16 protein-coding genes are annotated in these 20828 nt (G+C 61.7%); 14 read left to right on the top strand and 2 right to left on the bottom strand.

Annotated features, from left to right (window positions below; translation table 11 throughout):
- Positions 1–31 precede the first annotated feature (31 nt).
- From M0D64_RS02265 to M0D64_RS02280, 4 genes are all read left to right on the top strand, one after another.
- Positions 32–2839: a glucosidase gene (locus M0D64_RS02265; protein ID WP_266256439.1), complete on the top strand. Its 2808-nt coding sequence runs from the start codon at positions 32–34 to the stop codon at positions 2837–2839.
- 59 nt (positions 2840–2898) lie between these two features.
- Positions 2899–4491 carry a glucose-6-phosphate dehydrogenase gene (zwf, locus tag M0D64_RS02270; RefSeq protein WP_266256440.1) on the top strand — a complete coding sequence of 531 codons (1593 nt, stop codon included), beginning with the start codon at positions 2899–2901 and terminating at the stop codon, positions 4489–4491.
- A gap of 35 nt (positions 4492–4526) precedes the next feature.
- Entirely contained in the window at positions 4527–5327 is an 801-nt protein-coding gene (locus tag M0D64_RS02275; RefSeq protein ID WP_266256441.1) for an ROK family protein, read from the top strand.
- A 141-nt stretch (positions 5328–5468) separates the two neighbouring features.
- Positions 5469–6035, top strand: a complete 567-nt coding sequence (locus M0D64_RS02280; RefSeq protein WP_266256442.1) for a YbhB/YbcL family Raf kinase inhibitor-like protein — start codon at positions 5469–5471, stop codon at positions 6033–6035.
- Between the two features lie 58 nt (positions 6036–6093).
- Here the strand turns inward: M0D64_RS02280 and M0D64_RS02285 are convergent, their stop codons facing one another.
- Entirely contained in the window at positions 6094–7089 is a 996-nt protein-coding gene (locus tag M0D64_RS02285; protein WP_266256443.1) for an aldo/keto reductase, read from the bottom strand.
- A 591-nt stretch (positions 7090–7680) separates the two neighbouring features.
- Between M0D64_RS02285 and M0D64_RS02290 the strand changes: the two genes are divergently transcribed.
- The 4 genes from M0D64_RS02290 (at position 7681) to M0D64_RS02305 (ending at position 11834) form a co-directional block, all read left to right on the top strand.
- Positions 7681–9873, top strand: a complete 2193-nt coding sequence (locus M0D64_RS02290) for a TonB-dependent siderophore receptor (RefSeq protein WP_266256444.1) — start codon at positions 7681–7683, stop codon at positions 9871–9873.
- A gap of 77 nt (positions 9874–9950) precedes the next feature.
- Positions 9951–10634, top strand: a complete 684-nt coding sequence (locus tag M0D64_RS02295; RefSeq protein WP_093634253.1) for a Fe2+-dependent dioxygenase — start codon at positions 9951–9953, stop codon at positions 10632–10634.
- On the top strand, positions 10631–11353 hold the full coding sequence (locus tag M0D64_RS02300) for a PepSY-associated TM helix domain-containing protein (RefSeq protein ID WP_266256445.1): 723 nt from the start codon (positions 10631–10633) through the stop codon (positions 11351–11353). Before M0D64_RS02295 ends, M0D64_RS02300 begins: the two co-directional genes overlap by 4 nt.
- A gap of 169 nt (positions 11354–11522) precedes the next feature.
- Entirely contained in the window at positions 11523–11834 is a 312-nt protein-coding gene (locus tag M0D64_RS02305; RefSeq protein WP_266256492.1) for a high-potential iron-sulfur protein, read from the top strand.
- A gap of 40 nt (positions 11835–11874) precedes the next feature.
- On the opposite strand, the gene M0D64_RS02310 is transcribed toward M0D64_RS02305, so the two are convergent.
- Positions 11875–12225, bottom strand: a complete 351-nt coding sequence (locus tag M0D64_RS02310) for a DOPA 4,5-dioxygenase family protein (protein WP_097395052.1) — start codon at positions 12223–12225, stop codon at positions 11875–11877.
- A 1002-nt stretch (positions 12226–13227) separates the two neighbouring features.
- On the opposite strand from M0D64_RS02310, the gene M0D64_RS02315 reads away from it, so the two are divergent.
- The 6 genes from M0D64_RS02315 (at position 13228) to M0D64_RS02340 (ending at position 20704) form a co-directional block, all read left to right on the top strand.
- Complete coding sequence (locus M0D64_RS02315; protein ID WP_154565208.1) at positions 13228–13701, top strand: hypothetical protein; 474 nt, start codon at positions 13228–13230, stop codon at positions 13699–13701.
- Positions 13702–13841: 140 nt separating this feature from the next.
- Entirely contained in the window at positions 13842–14204 is a 363-nt protein-coding gene (locus tag M0D64_RS02320) for a hypothetical protein (protein WP_266256446.1), read from the top strand.
- A gap of 92 nt (positions 14205–14296) precedes the next feature.
- Positions 14297–15592: a TolC family protein gene (locus tag M0D64_RS02325; RefSeq protein WP_266256447.1), complete on the top strand. Its 1296-nt coding sequence runs from the start codon at positions 14297–14299 to the stop codon at positions 15590–15592.
- 11 nt (positions 15593–15603) lie between these two features.
- Positions 15604–17154 carry an efflux RND transporter periplasmic adaptor subunit gene (locus M0D64_RS02330; RefSeq protein ID WP_266256448.1) on the top strand — a complete coding sequence of 517 codons (1551 nt, stop codon included), beginning with the start codon at positions 15604–15606 and terminating at the stop codon, positions 17152–17154.
- A complete protein-coding gene (locus M0D64_RS02335; RefSeq protein ID WP_266256449.1) occupies positions 17151–20357 on the top strand; it encodes an efflux RND transporter permease subunit in 3207 nt (1068 codons plus the stop codon). Before M0D64_RS02330 ends, M0D64_RS02335 begins: the two co-directional genes overlap by 4 nt.
- Positions 20354–20704, top strand: coding sequence for a copper-binding protein (locus tag M0D64_RS02340; RefSeq protein ID WP_266256450.1), 351 nt, complete (start codon positions 20354–20356; stop codon positions 20702–20704). The genes M0D64_RS02335 and M0D64_RS02340 overlap by 4 nt, the downstream gene beginning before the upstream one ends.
- The last annotated feature ends 124 nt before the right edge of the window (positions 20705–20828 follow it).

Below are 20828 nucleotides of genomic sequence, written 5' to 3' on the forward strand. Positions count from 1 at the left end.
CCACCGCCAGGCCCGACGCAAGGACGTAGTCATGCCACCGCTGCGCGCTGCCAATCTGCTCGATACGATCGAAGGTTCCCGCCTGCACTCCGCCGACTGTGCCCATTGGCAACGCTGGGGGCCGTATCTCAGCGAGCGTCAGTGGGGCACGGTGCGCGAGGATTACAGCGCGGATGGCACCGCCTGGGACTCTTTCCCCCACGACCACGCACGCAGCCGCGCTTACCGTTGGGGCGAAGACGGCATCGCCGGTTTCGGCGACGACAAACTGAGCTGGTGCGTGTCGCTCGCGCTGTGGAACCGCAAAGACCCGATCCTGAAGGAACGTCTGTTCGGCCTCACCAACGCCCAGGGCAATCACGGCGAGGACGTGAAGGAGCTGTACTTCTACGTCGACGGCACGCCGACGCATTCGTACATGCGGATGCTCTACAAGTACCCGCACGCCGCCTTTCCGTACGACGATCTCGTGCAAGAAAACGCGCGGCGTGGCGGCGACATGCCGGAATACGAAATTCTCGACACCGGCGTGTTCGACGATTGCTGTTACTTCGACGTGCAGGTTGAGTACGCGAAGCATGCTCCCGACGACATCCTGATGCGTGTGACGATCGAGAATCGCGCGGACGAGGCGGCTTCGCTCGACGTGCTGCCGCAGATCTGGGCGCGCAATTCGTGGTCGTGGAAGGAAAACAAGGACAAGCCGTCGCTTGTCGCGGGCAAGGATCACAACGGTGAAGTCCATGTGGTCGGCAAGCAGCATGGCCATGAGCCGATCGTCGTGACAGCGTGGTCGAAAGACGCGCCGCGGATGGCGTGGCTGTTCTGCGAGAACGACACCAACGTCAAGCGTCTGTTCAACATGGAGGGTGCCGGGCCGTTCAAGGACGGCTTCAACGACTACCTCGTCCACGGCGACGAACAGGCGGTCCGCCGCGACGCCGGCACGAAGGCGGGCGCGCACGCGTCGATTGAACTCGGCCCGCATTGCCGCGCCGTGGTGTACATGCGCTGGCGTCCGCAGTCGAGTCCCGACGACACGCAACTCGATGCGGATGCGGTGTTCGCTCACCGCATCGCCGAGGCCGATGAATTCTATGGCGCGCTGCAACATGAAATCGACGATCCCGATGCGCGCCTCGTGCAGCGCCAGGCGCTCGCCGGCATGCTGTGGTCCAAGCAGTACTACCAGTACGACGTGCAACGCTGGCTCGAAGGCGACCCACTGCAACCCACGCCGCCTGCGTCGCGCAAACGCGGCCGCAATGTGGACTGGCGGCATCTGTGCAACGCGGACATCGTGTCGATGCCCGACAAGTGGGAATACCCTTGGTACGCGTCATGGGACCTGGCGTTTCATGCAGCCGCGTTCGCGCTAATCGATCCCGCGTTTGCCAAGCGGCAATTGCTGCTGCTGGTAAAGGACCGCTATCAGCATCCAAACGGCCAGATACCGGCCTACGAATGGGCGCTCGGCGACGCGAATCCGCCTGTGCATGCCTGGGCCGCGTGGCGCGTCTATGAGATCGATCGCGCGCTGACCGGCAAGGCGGATCGGGATTTTCTGGAACTCGTATTTCACAAGCTTCTGCTGAATTTCACGTGGTGGGTGAACCGCAAGGATGCGGACGGCCGTAACGTTTTTCAGGGCGGCTTTCTCGGGTTGGACAACGTCGGTATCTTCGACCGTTCGTCGCCGCTGCCAACCGGCGGTCACATCGATCAGGCCGACGGCACCGCATGGATGGCCGCATACGCGCTCGACCTGATGCGGATCGCGCTCGAGCTCGCGTATGCGAACCACGTGTTCGTCGATATCGGTGTGAAGTTTTTCGAGCACTTCCTGTATATCGCCGAGGCAGTGAGTTGCGACGACGGTTGCGATACCGGTCTATGGGACAGCGAAGACGAATTCTTCTACGACAAACTGCGCTTGCCCGATGGCAGCAATATTCCGATGCGCCTGCGCTCGATCGTAGGCCTGATTCCGCTTTTCGCGGTGCACGTGCTTGAAGAGCGTTTGCATGGTCAGTTGCCGGGTCTGCGCGAGCGGCTCGTCTGGTTCCTCGAGCATCGCCCCGATCTGGCGAAGCTGGTCTCGCGCTGGAACGAGCCCGGCAAGGGTAATGCGTTACTGCTCTCGCTGCTTCGCGGGCATCGGATGAAAGCGCTGCTGCGCCGGGCGCTCGACGAAAGCGAATTCCTCTCCGATCACGGCGTGCGGGCGCTGTCGCGATTCCATCGCGACCATCCGTTCGAGTTCAACCACAACGGCACCAGCGTCACCGTCAAGTATCTGCCGGCCGAATCCGACACACGGGTGTTCGGCGGCAATTCGAACTGGCGCGGGCCGGTGTGGATGCCGGTGAACTATTTGCTGATTGAATCGCTGTACGAATTTCATCGTTACTACGGCGATAGTTTCCGCGTCGAATATCCGACGGGCTCAGGGCAGAAGTTTTCGCTCAGCGAAATTGGTGACGAACTGGCGCGCCGGGCGACCACCCTATTTCTGAAGGACAAAAACGGCGAACGTCCGGTGATGGGCGCGTATCCGCTTTTGCAGGCGGACCCGCGTTCGCGCGATCTCGTGCTGTTCCACGAGTATTTCCATGGCGACAACGGGCGTGGTGTGGGTGCTTCGCATCAAACCGGCTGGAGCGGCCTGGTGGCACTGCTTCTGCAACCGAGGGCGATGGGCGCATCCGGCAATGTGCCGCTGGCTGGCGAGCCGGACCGGGCGCCGATACCCACGTCGACTTCGGCACCTGCGCCGGCATACACACCTGAGTCCGCGCCCGAACCTGCGCCTGCGCTAGTAACGGCGGTGACCAAGTAGCGAGGTCTTTCATGTGCCGCCACGTCCGTTCCATTGGCTTCCTTCCTTAAGCGAATCCCATGTCGACTACTCCGAACACTCCAACTTCCGCCAGTCGCGAACCCAGTTGTAAAGTCAGCGCGGGTCCGCATGAAGCGCCTTCGTCGCCGGCCGGCAAGCGGCCTGCGCCGCCTTGCACGTTGGTGATCTTCGGCGCGGGCGGTGACCTGACCAAACGGTTGCTGATGCCGGCGCTGTACAACCTCGCAGTGGACGGCCTGCTCGATGACGGCATGAAGATCATCGGCGTGAATCACGGCGAACGCGAGACGAGCGTATGGCGTGAAGACTTGCATAAGTCGCTGCAACAGTTCGCCGCCGACAAAGCGAGCACTTTCCACGCCGGCAAGCTCGACGACAAAGCGTGGGACTGGGTCGCGCAGCGGCTCGAATACATGGCCGGTGAGTTCGAAACCGACGATACGTTCGCGAAGCTCAAGCAAAAGCTCGATCAATCGCCGGGTGGCAATGTGATTTTTTACCTGGCGGTCACTGCGCGCTTCTTCAAACCGATCGTCGAACATCTCGGCAAAGCGGGCTTGCTGAAAGAAGGTGAGGGCAGCTTCCGCCGCATCGTGATTGAGAAACCATTCGGCACCGATCTCGCTTCGGCGCGTGATCTGAATGCGCACATTCTGTCGTACGCGGACGAGTCGCAGGTGTATCGCATCGATCACTTTCTCGGGAAGGACACCGTGCAGAGCATTCTCGCGGTGCGCTTTGCGAATGCGCTGTTCGAACCGATCTGGCGGCGCGAATATATCGACAGCGTGCAGATCACCGCGGCCGAAACGATCGGCGTGGAGGGACGCGGCAAATTTTACGAGCAGACCGGCGCGTTCCGCGACATGCTGCCGAACCACCTGTTCCAGTTGCTCGGCATGGTCGCAATGGAGCCGCCCAATTCGTTCGATGCCGAAGCCGTGCGCGACAAGAAGGCCGAAATCTCCGACGCAATCCAGCCGCTGACTGCCGACGACGTTGTCTTCGGTCAATACGCAAAGGGTCCGGCGGGCATCGGCTATCGCGAGGAACCGGACGTCGCACCGGACAGCACGACCGAAACCTACGCCGCCGCCCGCGTGTATGTGGAGAACTGGCGCTGGGCGGGTGTGCCGTTCTACCTGCGCACCGGTAAGCGGCTCGCTGCGCGCCGTACGGAGATCTCGGTGCAACTGAAGCCGGTGCCGTTCCGTCTGTTCCGCGATACGCCGGTCGACGCGCTGACGCCGAATGTGCTGACCTTGCGCATCGATCCCGCGCACGGCACGAGTTTCGATTTCAATGTGAAGACGCCGGGGCCGGTGATGCAGATCGGCGCGGTGCAGTCTTCTTTCGACTACGCGGACTTCTTCGCCGAACGGGCGAACGTTGGCTACGAGACCTTGCTGTACGACTGCATGCTGGGTGACGAGACGCTGTTCCAGCGCGCCGACAGCATCGAGACGAGCTGGTGCGCGGTGGACGACGTGCTGCACCCGAAGACTGGCGGCGCGATGCCGGTGCACGGTTATGCTGCTGGCAGCGAGGGACCTGCTGAAGCAGACGCGCTGCTCGCACGCGACGGCCATGCATGGCGGCCTTTAAAGCAGGATGCAGTCGAAAAGAAGTAATTCCATGAGGCGCACCAACACAATCGGGGGACACCGTGGCCACACGTAAGACGAAAGCAAAAAGCAGTATCGAGCGGATTCTGGCGATCGATGTCGGTGGCACGGGCTTGAAAGCCGCGATCATCGATGCGGACGGCCAGATGAAAACCGACCGTTTGCGCGTGCCGACGCCGCATCCGTGCACGCCGGATCAACTGGTGGATGCGTTGGTGAAGCTGGTCGAGCCGCTCGTCGAAAAGGAGCCGCCTACGCTGATGTCGATTGGTTTTCCGGGTGTGGTGCGCAACAACCGCATTTTGACGGCGCCGCATTTTGGCGTTGAAGGCTGGCATGACATTCCGCTCGCGGATTCGCTGGCGCAGCGCCTCGGCGGTCTGCCGGTGCGCATGATCAACGACGCGGAGATGCAGGGCTTCGCCGCGATCGAAGGCCATGGGATCGAGCTCGTCCTAACGCTTGGTACGGGCGCGGGCACGGCGCTGTTCCGCGACGGCGAGCTGATGCCTCACCTCGAGCTCGCGCACCATCCGGTCAGCAAGAAGGGGGTGGCGTACGACGAGTACATCGGCGACGCGGCGCGCGAGAAGGCGGGCAACAAGCGCTGGAATCGCCGGGTCCAGAAGATAATCGGCATTCTCGATGCGCTGGTGAACTACGACAAGCTGTGGATCGGCGGTGGCAACGCGGCACGGCTGACGTTCAAGTTGCCCGCAAATGTCGCAACTGTTTCGAACGATGCAGGGATCGAAGGGGGCGCGCGCTTGTGGCATCCAAAGTCATTGCGTGAGACGCGGCAGTTGCCGGAGGCGAATGAGCGGACGGGTCGGTTCAAGTGATGCGTGGTGTGCTGATGGATTCGTTGCGGGTCGGCGGAATAAAGTGCCCGATCGATACGTTTGTCACCGGTGGCTGTGACGCGCGTTTGTTGCGCCATTGCCTTTTTCAGCTTAGCTAACTTATACACGGGGAGGCCAACGATGATTCGAAGCGATACCACTGGCGTTGCACGACGCCTGTTATTGGTCAGCATGTGTGCCGTGCTGACTTTTGCTGCAGTGAGTGCCCGCGCGGCCGATGCATTCGCGCTGTCGTCGCCGGGTGTGGCCGACGGCGGCACACTGGATTCGAGCCATGCGGCGAGCGCGAACAATTGCGGTGGCGGTAATGTGTCGCCGGCCTTGCAATGGCGGAACGCGCCTGCCGGCACGAAGAGTTACGCGATTACTATTTTCGACCCGGACGGCGCGAAGGGTCTGGGCCTTGTGCACTGGGTGCTATATGGCGTCGCGCCGTCGGCGACCGGGCTCGGCGCGGGTGCGACGCCGGCCGGTAGCGTGGCCGGAACGAACCGGACGGGTGGCCCTGGCTATTACGGACCCTGCCCGCCGGTCGGGGACGTCCCGCATCACTATGTTGCGCAGGTTTATGCGCTTGATTTACCGCCCGACGCATTGCCGGCAGGATTGACGCGCGACGCGTTGCAGGCGGCTATGAAGGACCATGTGCTCGCTGCGGCGAGTACGGTGCTTCGATACGGACGGTGATTTCTGTGCCTTCGAAGGCGGCGGCCGGGCAACCGATGCCGCCGTCAAAGGCACCCCACTATCGGGCCGCATCACCCCATCGATACTCCAGACTCACCTCATCAAGCTGCGCCTTAACCTGTGCATCGAGCACAAGCTCCGAAGCCGCCAGCGTATCGCTCAACTGCTCAGCGCGACTGGCGCCAATAATCGCCGATGTAATCAGCGGATTCGCCAGCACCCACGCAAGAGAAATCCGAGTCAAAGACTCGCCCGTCGGCGTGGCGATCGCCTTCAGTTTCTCGATCGTTTCGAACTCGCGCTGATGCCAGTACCGCTCCTGATACATGGCCCCCGCCTTCCCGACGGTTTCGGTGAATCGCCCGGACGTGGGCGCAGCATCCACGCGATGCTTACCGGTCAGCAAACCACCCGCCAGCGGGTTGTACGGCATCACGGCTAACTGCTCTTCGGCCGCCAGAGGCAACAACTCCCGTTCGATCTGCCGGAACAACAGGTTGTAGCGGGGCTGCACCGATACAAACCGCGCCACGCGCAACACATCGGCGCGACCCAGCGCCCGCGCCAGCCGATACGCCAGGAAATTCGACACGCCGACATACCGCGCCTTCCCGGATCGCACGATCACGTCCAGTGCTTCGAGCGTCTCATCGAGCGGGGTGTTCGCGTCGTCGGAATGGAGCTGGTAAAGGTCCACGTAGTCCGTGCCGAGCCGCCGCAGCGATGCGTCGATCGCATCCAGCAGATGTTTGCGCGACGCGCCTTGATCCCACGCTGACGGCCCCATCTTTCCGACCGCCTTCGTGGCCAGAATGAAGCGGTCGCGCTTGCCCTTCAACCACCGTCCGACGATCTCCTCCGTGCGTCCAGCAACACTTCCGTCGGCGCCAAGCGGATAGACGTCGGCGGTATCGATGAAGTTCACGCCGGCGTCCGCCGCTGTGTCGAGAATCCGCCGCGAAACGTCTTCTTCAGTCTGCAGGCCAAAGGTCATCGTGCCGAGACACAGGTGCGAAACGGTCAGGCCAGTGCGGCCGAATTTGCGGTATTGCATGGTCAACTCCGAAGATGGACGGAACAGTTGCGGTATGCGGTGTTGTAAAAAGGATAAACGGTGTGGCGATTTCGTGTTCGGCCGCCGGCACACGCGAGCGTGACGGGCCGTTAGTATTTAGAAAGCTTTCCGTGCCGCTCGACTGATTTGCGTGAATGCCAGGTGCTTTCATCGTCGAGCTACGCCATCCGGGTCATGCAGATCGACTCTGCTGAGTGTTGAGAGAAGTTGACGTGTTTATCGAGGATATACACAGCCATGTCTATTCGTCTAACAAATATCCAAACTTGCCATGTGCCGGGCTGCTTGATATTACAAAGAAGTAATTTTTAGTCGACCGCGAAGCTTCGAAAATTACATTTTCCATACGCTCGTAAAAATCCGAAACAATTCCATTACGCGAGGTAAGGTTCGGCGCGATTGATGCGTCCTTATGCATATGGAATGATATCGATTCTCATTTAACCATCAGCCAGCCATCCCGTCGTCTTTGCTCCAAATAGGAGACCGGCAGCCAGCCAATTGCGGTTTTGTCATCGATTCCATGTCGAGCATGCGGATCGGACAAGCGCCTATCCGACGGGATTTCCCATGTTCAATCACACGCCGCTTGCGACTGCGTTAGCGCTAGCTTTTGCCGTTCCATTTGCCACGCCCGCCGTCGCGCAGACCGCTCCGCAAGCTGCGTCGCAGCCGTCGGCGCAAAACGCGCCGTCGCCCGCAGTGGCCGACAACGCGACCTTGCCGGCCATCGGTGTCGCGGCGCAAGCCGAGCAACAGGACTTCCAGGCAGAACGCTCGACGGTCGGCGCAAAGACACCCACCGCATTGCGCGACATTCCGCAGACGGTGACCGTGATCAACAAGGCGGTGCTCGCCTCGCAAGGTGCCACGTCGTTCCAGGACGCGCTGCGCAATGCGCCGGGCGTGACGATCGGCGGGGCCGAAGGCGGCCAGATCGGCAACAACATCAACTTGCGCGGCTTCACCGCGCAGAACGACATCTATCTGGATGGCTTTCGCGATCGTAACCAGTACTATCGCGACACCTTCGACCTCGAAGAACTCGAAGTGCTGTACGGTCCGTCGTCGATGTTGTTCGGTCGTGGCTCGACGGGCGGCGTGATCAACCAGGTCAGCAAGAAGGCAAACCTGAAAGACTCGGCTGAAGTCACGGGCATGATCGGCACCGACGACCGCTATCGCAGCACCGTCGACGTGAACCATAAGCTGACGGACACCTCCGCGATTCGCCTGAACGCATTCGGCCAAAGCCTCGGTTCGACGCGCGACGAGATGAAGAACAAGGACTACGGTATCGCGCCGGAAGTGCGCTTCGGCATCGGCACGCCGACTGAAGTCACGATCTCCGCGCTGATCCAGCACAACTACGACATGCCTGACTACGGCGTGCAGGCGTTGAACGGCCGCCCGTCGCCAGTGCCGAAGAACACGTTCTATGGCTTGACCAGCGACCGCACGATTCAGGACGTGCAGACGTTCACCGCCGCGATCAAACACAGGTTCTCGGACCAGCTCACGCTGACCAACCAGACGCAGTTCTCGCACTCGATGACCGACGCGCGCGAAACTGCGCCGCAAGCCGTGCTGACGGGGCCGCTGGCCACCAGTACGGCGTTGACCAATGGCAATTTCACGACGCTGTCGCCGTCGCAACTGTTCATCAAGTTGCAAAGCCACGACCGTGTGATCGAAAACCACTCGCTGTACAACGACACCTCGCTTCAGTACAAATTCGACACCGGGCCGCTCAAGCACGAGTTGATTGCCGGGGTCGACCTGGGCCACGACAGCTATTCGAATCAGGCCTACACGCGCAACAACTTGCCGGTTGTTTCGATGGTGAACCCGGCGTATCTGTCTTCGCCTGCCGGTGTGACCACCACGGTCGGCAACCGCGCCGACTCTGGCTCGAACGAAATTGGCGCTTACTTGAACGACACCGTGTCGATTGGCCAGCACTGGAAGGTGATCGGCGGTTTGCGCTGGGATCGCTTCCAGGCGCAGATCCACAACACGATTAGCCTGCCGGGCTACGCGACGCAAACCAACTTCTTCACCAGCGTTCGCGCCGGTGTGATTTATCAGCCGACCGACTGGCAGTCGTACTACGTGTCGTACGGCACGTCGTTCGATCCGTCGCTCGAAGCGCTGACGGTCACCAACCTGACGCAGAACCTTGCGCCGGAGTCGACCAAGTCGTATGAAGTCGGCGGCAAGTGGGATCTGCTGGGCGGCAATATTTCGGTAACCTCCGCGTTCTTCCGCGAGGAAATGACCAACGCCCGCACGCAAGTCTCGCCGACCGAATACGAACTCGACGGCGACATCCGCGTCGACGGTTTTCAGGCCGGCGTGACGGGCCACATTACCGACAAGTGGCAAGTGTTCGGCGGCTACACCTACATGGACGCCATCATCCTGAAGGCGCTCGACGGCACCCAGGGGCACGTGCCGGCCAACACGCCGCGCAACACGCTGACGTTCTGGACCACCTACGCGATCACGCCGCACTGGGAAATCGGTGGTGGCCCGACCTATATGTCACCGCGCTACGCGTCGAACACGAACTACGTGCAGGTGCCGGGCTACACGCGCTGGGATGCGACCGCCGCCTATCATGCGAAGCAATACGACGTCCGGCTGAATCTGCTGAACCTGACCAACAAGATGTACTACGACGCGCTCATCCAGTCGGACGGCGGCCGTTCCGTGCCGGGTATCGGACGCACGCTGCTGGCGACGTTCGACTACCGGTTCTGAAGCGTGCCTCATTGATGCGGTCGGCCTGCCGTTCTCGCAAACGGCAGGTCGACGTAACGAGGCCAAGGAAACTCAAGATGCTGCTGCATATTCCGAATGTACTGAACGCCGAGCAATTGCGCTTTGTGCGTGAGCGGCTCGACAGCGCCGGCGACGCGTGGGTCGATGGCCGGGCGACCGCCGGTTATCAGGGCGCGCCGGTTAAACGCAACCAGCAGATCGCCGAGCATTCACCGATCGCGCGTGAACTCGGCGATGTGATTCTCGCGTCGATCGAGCGCAACCCGCTCTTCATTAGCGCGGCGTTGCCGAATCAGGTGTATCCGCCGCTCTTCAATCGCTACGAAGGCGGCATGGAATTCGGCAGCCATGTGGACGGTGCGGTGCGGGTGCTGCCCAACGGCGTGAAGCTGCGCACGGACGTGTCGGTGACGCTGTTCCTCTCCGAACCCGGCGAATACGACGGCGGCGAACTCGTTGTTGAAGACACCTACGGCGTGCAACAGGTCAAGCTGCCGGCGGGTGACATGATCGTCTACCCCGCCACCAGTCTGCATCAGGTCACGCCGGTCACGCGCGGTGCGCGCCTCGCCAGCTTCTTCTGGGTGCAAAGCCTCGTGCGCAGCGACACGCAGCGCGCATTGCTATTCGATATGGACACGGCGATTCAACGTCTGAACGCCACGCATGCCGACGATGCCGCGCGTCGCAGCCTCGTCGGTTGCTATCACAACCTGTTGCGCACCTGGAGCGAAACGTGAGCGTACCCGAGGCTATTGAATTCCGACCGGCTGAGGCCATCGACGCCGAGGCCGTCGAACCGCAGCGGCTTGACCGCGACGAACTGAAAGCACGGCAGCGGCGCTCGCGCCGCGCTACCTTCGTCAAATGGTTGCGCAAAGTGCATGGCTGGATCGGTTTGTGGGGCGCCGCGCTGGGTTTGCTGTTCGGCACTACGGGTTTTCTGTTGAATCATCGTGGCGGGCCGCTCAAGGTGTCGACCGGCGAGCCGCAGGTGTCGGTCGTGCAGGTGCCGTTGCCACAACCGGCGCCGGAAACGCCGCGCGAACTCGGTAAGTGGCTCAAGCAGGAACTGAAACTGGCCGGCGGCCCGGGACGCGCGCAGAAAGAACCCGCGCATCCAGTCGCGTGGGGCGAGCGCAGCGTGCTCCAGCCCGAGCACTGGCAGCTCACCTTTTCGTCGCCGCACGAAAACACCGCCGCGGAGTATTGGGTCGGCAATGGCTATGTGACGGTGAAGCGCAGTGAGAACTCGTTTCTCGCAACTTTGACGAACCTGCACAAGGGCGTCGGCCTGAGCGTCGGCTGGGTGCTGCTGATCGATACGCTGGCGGGCAGCATCATTCTGCTGTCGCTCACCGGCGTCCTGCTTTGGACGGAGTTGAACAAACGCAAAACCGTCGGCGCGGTGTTGGTGGTGGGGTCGATCGTTGCTGCTGTGTGCATGGGGCTGCTCTAGCAGACCCTGAGGGTGCGGCGTAGCGGCAGTGGCGCGCACGCCCGGAACCCTGCACGGCCGCCAGCGGAAAAGTGGGCGCTCGCGCTAGAATCGTCGCAGACCGCCAAAACCGTTGGCCCTGCCGGAATTGATTCCGATTAACGAGCACCCTCATTCCCATCGGACCATGATGAAAACCTCACGCCGCCATTTTCTGATGCTGAGTGTGGGCGTGAGCTCATCCCTCATGCTGTCCCGCGTCGCGTTCGCCGACACCGCGAACGCACTGAGCGAAGCCGATCCGAAGGCGCAGGCCGTCGGCTATAAAGAGGACGCGTCAAAAGTCGACAAGGCGAAATTCCCTGGCTACGCCGCCGGGCAAACCTGCGCCAACTGCTCGCTATTCCAGGGTAAGGCTACCGACGCCTACGGTGGTTGCACGCTGTTCGGCGACAAGCAGGTCGCCGCGCGTGGCTGGTGCAACTCGTACTCGAATATGTGACCGGGCTAGCGGCCGTTCGCAGCTACGCGTGCCTTGGCACCTAGTTCAAAGCGCTCAGCACGAGCTCATGCGAACGGCCAATCCACAGCGCCGCGTCGCGGTGGTCCCGTAAGGCATCGCCGGTATTCGGGTGCAGAAAAATATCGAGCGCGCCGTGATTCAGCGTGAGCCAGCCGACGAGTTCGGCGAACTGCTCCTGCGCGAATGCGAGCTGATACGACCACATCGGGTGCGGCCCGACCGGGCGTTCGTGAAAGCGCCCCATTTGCAGTTTGCCGTTCCAGTGTGCTTCGATTTGCTCGCGAAAGGTCCACGCGGCGTCGCGGCTACCTGAATCGAAGTAAACATGGGCGTGCCAGCTTTCGATGGCCGAGGTGTCGCGAAAGGTCATAGCGGGTTTCGTACCGTCTTTGTCAGACGGTCATTCTGCTCGAATTTAGGCTGACGCGTGCGGTGCGCGCCGCATCAGAAACTCTATTTCCTCTTCGGCGACGATTTCGAAGCCCAGGCGCTCGTACAGGCCACGCGCCTATGTTTCGGTCGCCCAACCTCACGGCTCAAGTCTGAAGAAACCGCGACACCGCGGCGATTCGGCAAACTGGCCTGCCAATTCCCCTCGTTTCGCGCAATTGCATTCTCGTGCGTTCACATAAACTGTTTTCCATGGAGCGACAAGTCACCGAGCCCATCGACGCGGTCTTCCCCCGCGTTGTTTTGAACCGTACCGTTGATGGCAGTTTGCCGCGTTTGACCAACGTGGCAGGGCAGTAAAGCAGTAGGAAGTCGAAGCAATGCAAATAGTGCGCAATCGCAGCATCCATGCGCACGGATCAGCAGGGGGTTGCAGCGAGGCGATGTTGATGGCGAGGAACCGAGCTGTAACGCAATACCGCAATACCGCCGTAAAGCAATACCGCCGTAAAGCAGTACCACCGTTAAGCAATACCGCAATATCGCAGCAAAGCAATAACGCAGTAGCGCAGTAGCAGTTCAGGTAGCAACAGCTTTGGTAGTCTGTGGTGGTTATAAAAGTCGGCAAGCATCCACGCGCCTGTACGACTCCTCCATCCTGTCCGGCCCTGTTCCCTCGCGGGAGCAGGGCTTTTTTTTCGTCGGCGCGGCCAACGTGACTTGTATTTATCCGATCCGAACCTATATGGCAGCGTTGCATTTCCGGCCAGCCGCAGCGGAAAATCTGCTCGCGCGTGGCGAGACGCCGCGCACATTCGAGACTTTGAGTTGTTTAAGTCTGTCTTAATAGTTGCTTGCCATGATGGCTACACAGACTCACATTAAGGGCCTGTCAAGCCGCCGGCGCATCGGCGGCGTTTGCCACCGGAGAGCACACCATTCGGTGGCAAAGCCGAGAGTTAGCGAAGGAGGTTGAATCGATATGTCCAGTAAATCGCGAGTCCGCAAGCACACCCAGCCGGCCATGTCCCCGCTGCTGCGCGCGCTGACCTATAGTCGCACCGCCCACGAGCCAGTCACCGCGGCGATGCTCCTGCAGTGCTACACCGCCCTCGATGCATTCCGGCGCGGTCGAGGCACGCGGGATTTGCACCTGACCTTGAGCCGGCATCTGCTGGTGTCGCAAGAGTTGGCGCGTCTTGGCCTCGGTGAAGACGTTATTGCCGATATCGAAAGCGCGCATGCGGCGATGGTGCAACTCGACGCGCGTGAGCATCAAGACGGCGCCTGGCTGCTCGAAGACAGCGAATACGCCCGTCTTTGCACCGCGCTGGCGATTCTGGATGGGCAACTGTCGGTCGCATCGTTGAGCGAGATTGCGAACGCGGAGACGAAGATGATCGAGGGGTTGATGAGATCGGCCCATACGCAAGCGATTGTCGAAGCGACCGTTTAAGCAACGTCGCGCTCTGCCGCAAGCTAACGCTCAAACGAAGAACGCCCCTGTGGGGGGCGTTTTTTCGCATCAGCGCTGATCCTGCTGTTGTTAGCCAATCCGACGCACCCGGTTAATTTACTCCGGCTATAATCTCCGGCATGAAATTTCTGCGGACTTTGCTCCTCTTGTTGCTATGCGCTGCGCTGCCCATTAGTGGGCTGGCGGCCAGCGGCTTGACGGGAGAATGTCCGATGCAGATGAGCATGAGTGCCGACGAGAGCGATGCGATGTCGGCTGACATGCCCGGCTGCGAGTCGATGCATTCGTCGCAGCCCGAAAAAGCCAAGGGCTTTTTCTGCAAGGTAATGGCGCAATGCCAAATCGGCAGTCTGTATCACCCGGTCTCTCCGACCGGGATAACCCGGCCTGCCGGGTCATCGAGCACCGTTTTTTTCCACTACGCGCAGTCGCTTCCGGTCCGTGAGCCGACCGGACCGTGGCGACCTCCTCGCGCCATCTAATCCCTTGCTGACAGGTTCACCGCATTTGCGGTGAGGTCGTCCTGCGTCCAGGACGTGGACTCCCTTTGGGAGTTCGCCGTTGGGGTTAGAACATGCCATTCATTTTTCGCACGCCGTCAACCCGGCGTGCACCACTGCGCGCGCGTTCGCTTTTCGCCGCGCTGATTCTCACGAGCGGCGCGGCACACGCTCAGCAAGCAAGCTACACGCTCGATGCGGCGCTTCAGGCCGCCACCGACCGCTCTTCCGCCATGGGAGCCGCACAGGCCTCCGTACGCGCCAGCTCAGATGCCGCCGTTCGGGCCGGGCAACTGCCCGATCCGATGCTCAAAGCGGGTATCGACAACCTGCCGGTGAACGGATCGCAACGTTTCACCATCGGTCAGGACTTCATGACCATGCGCCGCATCGGCATCGAGCAGGAATGGGTATCCGGTGATAAACGTCGCCTGCTCTCCGCGCGGGCGAACGATGTGGTGGACCGCGAGCGCGCCGGCTATCTGCTGCAGCTGGTGAACACACGGCAACAAACGGCGACAGCCTGGTTGAACGCCGTCTATGCAAAGCAGGCGCTCGCGTTGCAGCAGGAGCTGGTGCGTCATATGGACCACGAACTCGACGCGACGAAAGCGTCTTACCGGGCAGCCAAGGCAAGCGCAGCCGACGTCGTGCAGGCGCAGGCGATGCTTGCGCAGACGCAGGATCAGCTACTCAAAGCACAACAGACGTTTCAAACCGCACTGATCGGCCTGTCCCGCTGGACTGCTACGCCTGTTCTCGATGTGAGCGGCGATCCGCCCGCGCCGCAATCGTATGTGTCGTCTCTGCCACCGGACGAGCTTCGCGACGTTCAGCCGGTGCTTGTGGCCGCTTCGCGGGACATCGCCGTCGCCGATGCCGATACGGCTGTCGCCAACAGCAACCGCAGTCCCAACTGGACGTGGGAAGTCTCTTATCAGCAGCGCGGCGGGCAGTACTCGAACATGGTTTCGGTCGGCGTCAGCATTCCGCTGCCGATCAATCGCAAGAATCGCCAGAACCGCGACGCCGATGAGAAGGCGGAACTCGGCACCAAAGCGCGGCTGATGTACGAAGACACGCAGCGGCAAGTCGAAGCGGATATCCGCACGCAGTCGGCGACGCTTGCCAGCGGCCGCGAGCGCATCACCCATCTCACCGACTCCCTGCTGCCCGCTGCGGACCGGCGCGTCCAGCTCGCTGCCGCGGCCTATCAGGCGGGGAGCGGGTCGCTTGCGGACGCGTTTGCTGCCAGACGTGCATTGCTCGATGCCCAGTTACAGGTGCTCGACCTTCGGCGCGAGGTGTCCCAGACCTGGGCCCAGCTCGAATACCAGGTCGTGCCCGCGTCGATGTCCATCAGCCAGTGAAGGAGCACACCATGCAAAAGAAACAACTGGCACGCGCGGTTCTCGTTGCGTTCGCCGCCGCCGCTTTGTTAGGCGCAGGCTACCTGGCCGGCGTGCGCCATTCCACGCAAGCGGGTTCGGCTTCTGCCGCCACGATGCCCGCCACGACATCTGCGGCAGGGGACAAGGCCGACCCGAAGACGGGCCGCAAGGTGCTGTACTGGCACGACCCGATGGTTCCGAATCAGCATTTCGACAAACCGGGCAAGTCGCCTTTCATGGACATGCAACTCGAACCGGTCTTCGCCGATGACGCAGGCACGAGCGGCGTCAAAATCGATCCGGGCTTGCAGCAGAACCTCGGCATCCGCTACGCGACCGCGCGACGGCAGGACGTGACCGAAGGATTCGATGCCGTTGGGACCACGCAATTCGACGAATCGCGCGCCGACGTGGTGCAGTCGCGCGTCACGGGCTACATAGACCACTTGTACGCGGACGCACCGATGCAACGGATAGCGAAAGGCGCGCCGATCGCGTCGCTCTTCGTGCCGGACTGGCTGGCGCCGCAGGAAGAGTACCTCGCGCTCAAACGCAGTGGTATGGACAGCGGCATGCTTGACGCGGCTCGCGCGCGCATGCGGGCGATGTCGATACCGGACGGCGTCGTTGCGAATCTCGACCGGAGCGGCAAGGCGCAGACGCATGTCGTGCTGACCTCGCCGGAAACGGGCGTGGTCAGCGAGCTGAACGTCCGCGACGGCGCGATGGTGACGCCCGGACAGACGCTCGCCAAGATCGCCGGCCTCTCGACGTTGTGGCTCATTGTCGAAATACCGGAATCCCTTGCACTAACCGTGCAGCCGGGCATGACCGTGGACGCGGCATTCGCGGGCGATCCCACTCAGCACTTCAAAGGGCAGATCCGCGAAATCCTGCCGGGCATCAGCACCGGCAGCCGCACGCTGCAGGCTCGTCTCGAGATCGACAACGCCGCGTTCAAGCTGACGCCGGGCATGCTGATGCGCGTGCGGATCGGTGCGCAGAAACCGGCCTCGCGTCTGCTCGTTCCATCCGAAGCGGTCATCACGACCGGCAAGCGCACCGTGGTTATCGTCAGGAACGGTGATGGCCGTTTGCAGCCGGTGAATGTCACCGTCGGCAAAGATGCTGGCGACGAAACCGAAGTGTTGAGCGGTTTGACCGATGGCGACCAGGTCGTGGCGTCCGGCCAGTTTCTGATCGATTCGGAAGCCAGCCTCAAATCGGTTCTTCCTCGCCTCGCGGGGAGCGCAAACGCAGACCCGAGCGGGCCCGCGCCCGCATCCGCATCCGCCGCGACCGGTGCATCCCAAACTTACGACACCACCGGCAGGGTCGAAAAGGTGACTGCTGAAGACATCACCTTCTCCCACCAGCCGGTCCCGGCTTTGGGCTGGGGGAAGATGACGATGGCATTCGGTAAACCGTCGCCCACGGCCTTTCCGGACGCAAAACCCGGTGACGTAGTGCACTTCGCATTCCGGCAGACGGACGGCGGCTACCAGTTGACGACAGTCGAACCGGTAGGAGGCGCCAAATGATCGCGCGTCTTATCAGATGGTCGATTTACAACCGCTTTCTGGTGCTGCTTGCCACCGTGCTCGTCACGGCATGGGGCGTCTACTCGGTGATGCAAACGCCGCTCGACGCGCTGCCTGACTTGTCCGACACGCAGGTCATCATCAAGGTGTCGTACCCGGGCAAGGCGCCACAGGTCGTCGAGGACCAGGTCACCTATCCCCTCACCACGACCCTGCTGGGCGTACCGGGGGCGAAAACCATTCGCGCGTATTCGTCATTCGGCGATGCGTTCGTCTACGTCCTGTTCGACGACAAAACCGACCAGTATTGGGCGCGTTCCCGTGTACTCGAGTATCTGAACCAGGTGCAGAGCAGGTTGCCTTCAGGCGCGACGGTATCGCTTGGGCCTGATGCAACCGGTGTCGGTTGGGTCTACGAATATGCACTCGTCGACCGAAGCGGACAGCACGACCTGGGACAGCTTCGCGCCCTGAACGACTGGTTCCTGAAGTTCGAACTGAAGTCGGTACCGGATGTGTCCGAGGTCGCGAGCATTGGCGGCATGGTGCGTCAATATCAGGTCGTCCTTGACCCGGACAAACTGCGCGCTTACGGCATCACGCAGGCGATGGTCGCCGACGCGTTAGGCAAGGCGAATCAGGAATCGGGCGGGTCAGTCGTCGAGATGGCGGAGTCCGAATACATGGTGCGATCGTCCGGTTACCTGCGCACTATGGATGACTTTCGCAACGTCGTCCTGCGTACGAACGAAGCCGGCACGCCCGTGCTGCTGGGCGACGTCGCGCGTATTCAGATCGGACCCGAGATGCGACGCGGCATCGCAGAGCTGAACGGCCAGGGCGAAGTTGCGGGCGGCGTCATCGTGATGCGTTCCGGCAAGAACGCGTTGACCACCGTCGATGCGGTGAAGGCAAAGCTCGCCGAGCTGAAGCGTTCGCTGCCCGCGGGCGTGGAAGTCGTGACGACGTACGACCGCTCACAGTTGATCGAACGCGCGGTGGACAACCTGAAGGACAAGCTCGTCGAGGAATTCATCATCGTCGGGCTCGTCTGCGCTGTCTTTTTGTTTCATCTGCGCAGTGCGTTCGTCGCGATCCTGTCGTTGCCCTTGGGCGTGCTGGCCGCCTTCATCGTGATGCGGTATCAAGGCGTGAACGCGAATCTGATGTCGTTGGGCGGCATTGCAATTGCCATCGGCGCGATGATCGACGCGGCCATCGTGATGATCGAAAACGCGCACAAACATCTCGAAGCGTACGAGCACGCGCATCCCGGCAAGGCGATCAGTTCGGCTGAACGTTGGGAACTCATTGCCACGTCGGCCGCGGAGGTCGGGCCGGCGCTGTTCTTCTCGCTGCTGGTCATCACGCTGTCGTTCATTCCGGTGTTCTCGCTCGAAGGCCAGGAAGGCAAGCTGTTTTCCCCGCTGGCGTTCACGAAGACCTACACGATCGCAGCGGCGGCGGGCCTGTCGGTGACGTTGGTGCCGGTGTTGATGGGTTTGCTGATCCGCGGCCGTATTCCGCACGAGAACGCGAACCCGATCAACCGCGTGCTGATCCGGCTCTATCGCCCGTTGCTGGAGGCGACGTTGCGTCGGCCGTGGGTCGCGATCGGTCTGGCGGTGGTTGCGCTCGCAGCGTCGGCGATTCCGCTTTCGCGGCTTGGCGGCGAATTCATGCCGCCGCTCGACGAAGGCGATCTGCTGTATATGCCGACCGCGCTGCCGGGCATCTCGACGGAGAAAGCGAGTGAACTGCTGCAGCAGACCGACAGGCTCATCAAGACCGTCCCGGAGGTGCAGACCGTATTCGGCAAGTCTGGCCGCGCTGACTCGGCGACCGATCCCGCGCCGCTCGAGATGTTCGAGACCACGATTCAGTTCAAGCCACGCAGCCAGTGGCGGCCGGGTATGACGCCGGAGAAGCTGGTCGACGAACTGGACCGCACCGTCAAAGTGCCGGGGCTCTCGAACGTGTGGGTTCCGCCTATCCGCAATCGGTTGGACATGCTGTCGACGGGCATCAAGACGCCGGTCGGCGTCAAGATTTCGGGCCCCGACCTCGGGCAAATCGACAAGGTGGCAACGCAGGTCGAAGCAGCGGTCAAGACCGTGCCCGGTGTGACGTCCGCACTTGCCGAGCGCCTGAACGGCGGGCGATACATCGACGTCGATATCGACCGGCTGGCAGCGGCACGTTACGGCCTCGCGGTGGCCGATATCCAGTCGATCGTATCCACCGCAGTCGGCGGCGAAAACGTCGGCGAGGTCATCGCCGGCCGGGAGCGCTTTCCGATCAACGTCCGCTATCCACGCGAGATCCGCGATTCGCTCGAGAAGCTGCGCGAGCTGCCAGTCGTAACCGAGCGTGGCGCGCAAATCCAGCTGGCTGACGTGGCGCACATCACGATTGCCGATGGCCCGCCGATGATTCGTAGCGAGAACGCGCGGCTCGCCGGTTACGTGTACGTCGATATCCGCGATACGGACCTGCATTCGGCCGTGCAGGCCATGCAGCGCGCGGTCGCAGAGAAAGTGACGCTGCCCGCGGGCTATTCGATTGCGTGGTCCGGTCAGTTCGAATATCTGGAGCGAGCGGCGGCGAAGTTGCGCACCGTTATTCCCGTGACGCTGGTGGTCATTTTCGTGCTGCTTTTTCTGACGTTCAACTCCGTGGGTGACGCGCTGCTGCTGATGTCGACGGTGCCCTTCGCGCTGGTCGGCGGTTTCTGGTTTATCTGGATGCTGGGGCATGCCGTGTCTGTTGCGACCGCCGTGGGATTTATTGCGCTCGCGGGCGTGGCCGCGGAGTTCGGTGTCGTGATGTTGCTTTACCTGAAGGGCGCGTTGAATCGCAGACTCGACGCAGGCGAGCCGCTGACCGAAACGCTGCTTCTCGATGCGATTCGAGAGGGGGCAGTGCAGCGTGTGCGTCCCAAGGCGATGACGGTTGCGGTCGTGCTTGCCGGTCTCATACCCATCATGGTCGGGCACGGCGCCGGCTCCGAAGTCATGCAGCGCATCGCCGCACCGATGGTCGGCGGGATGATCACGGCGCCCATTCTTTCGATGTTGGTCATTCCCGCAGCGTGGTTCCTGCTGCAACGCCGCCGCGCGAAGCGTCTGCCCGACGCGCGGCTTTCTCACGCAGTACCTTCCGGCACAGCCGTGCCAACTACTCAAACTGGAGAACTTCAATGAAGAAATGGATTGTTGCGTTTGCTGCTTTCGGCGCCATTGCTGCGGCCCCCGCGTTTGCGGGCGACGATATGGCGGGGATGAACATGTCCATGAAGCCGGCGGCTTCAAAGGACTCACCGAATGCGGCGCTCACGGATGCGGAGGTGAGAAAAGTGGACCCGGCCTCCGGCATGGTCACGCTGAAACACGGCGCGCTGCAGAACGTCGGGATGCCGGCCATGACCATGGCCTTCAAGGCGAAGGATGCCGCGATGATCAAGCAGATTCACGAAGGCGACAAGGTGAAGGTGCGCATTGAAGACGTCGACGGCACGATGACCATCGTGAAACTGGAAAAAGCGTCGTGATGCGTTGTTGATGCGAACTCGCGGGCTTGTTGCTTGGGCCTGCGAGTTTGCAGGACTACGGTTGCGTCGATGGCCGATTGAATTCCTGCGCTAAACTTTCAGAACGCCCGGTGACGGCGACTCA

Origin of the sequence: Paraburkholderia sp. WS6 (assembly GCF_030464835.1) — a bacterium.
Classification (GTDB): Bacteria; Pseudomonadota; Gammaproteobacteria; order Burkholderiales; family Burkholderiaceae; genus Paraburkholderia; species Paraburkholderia madseniana.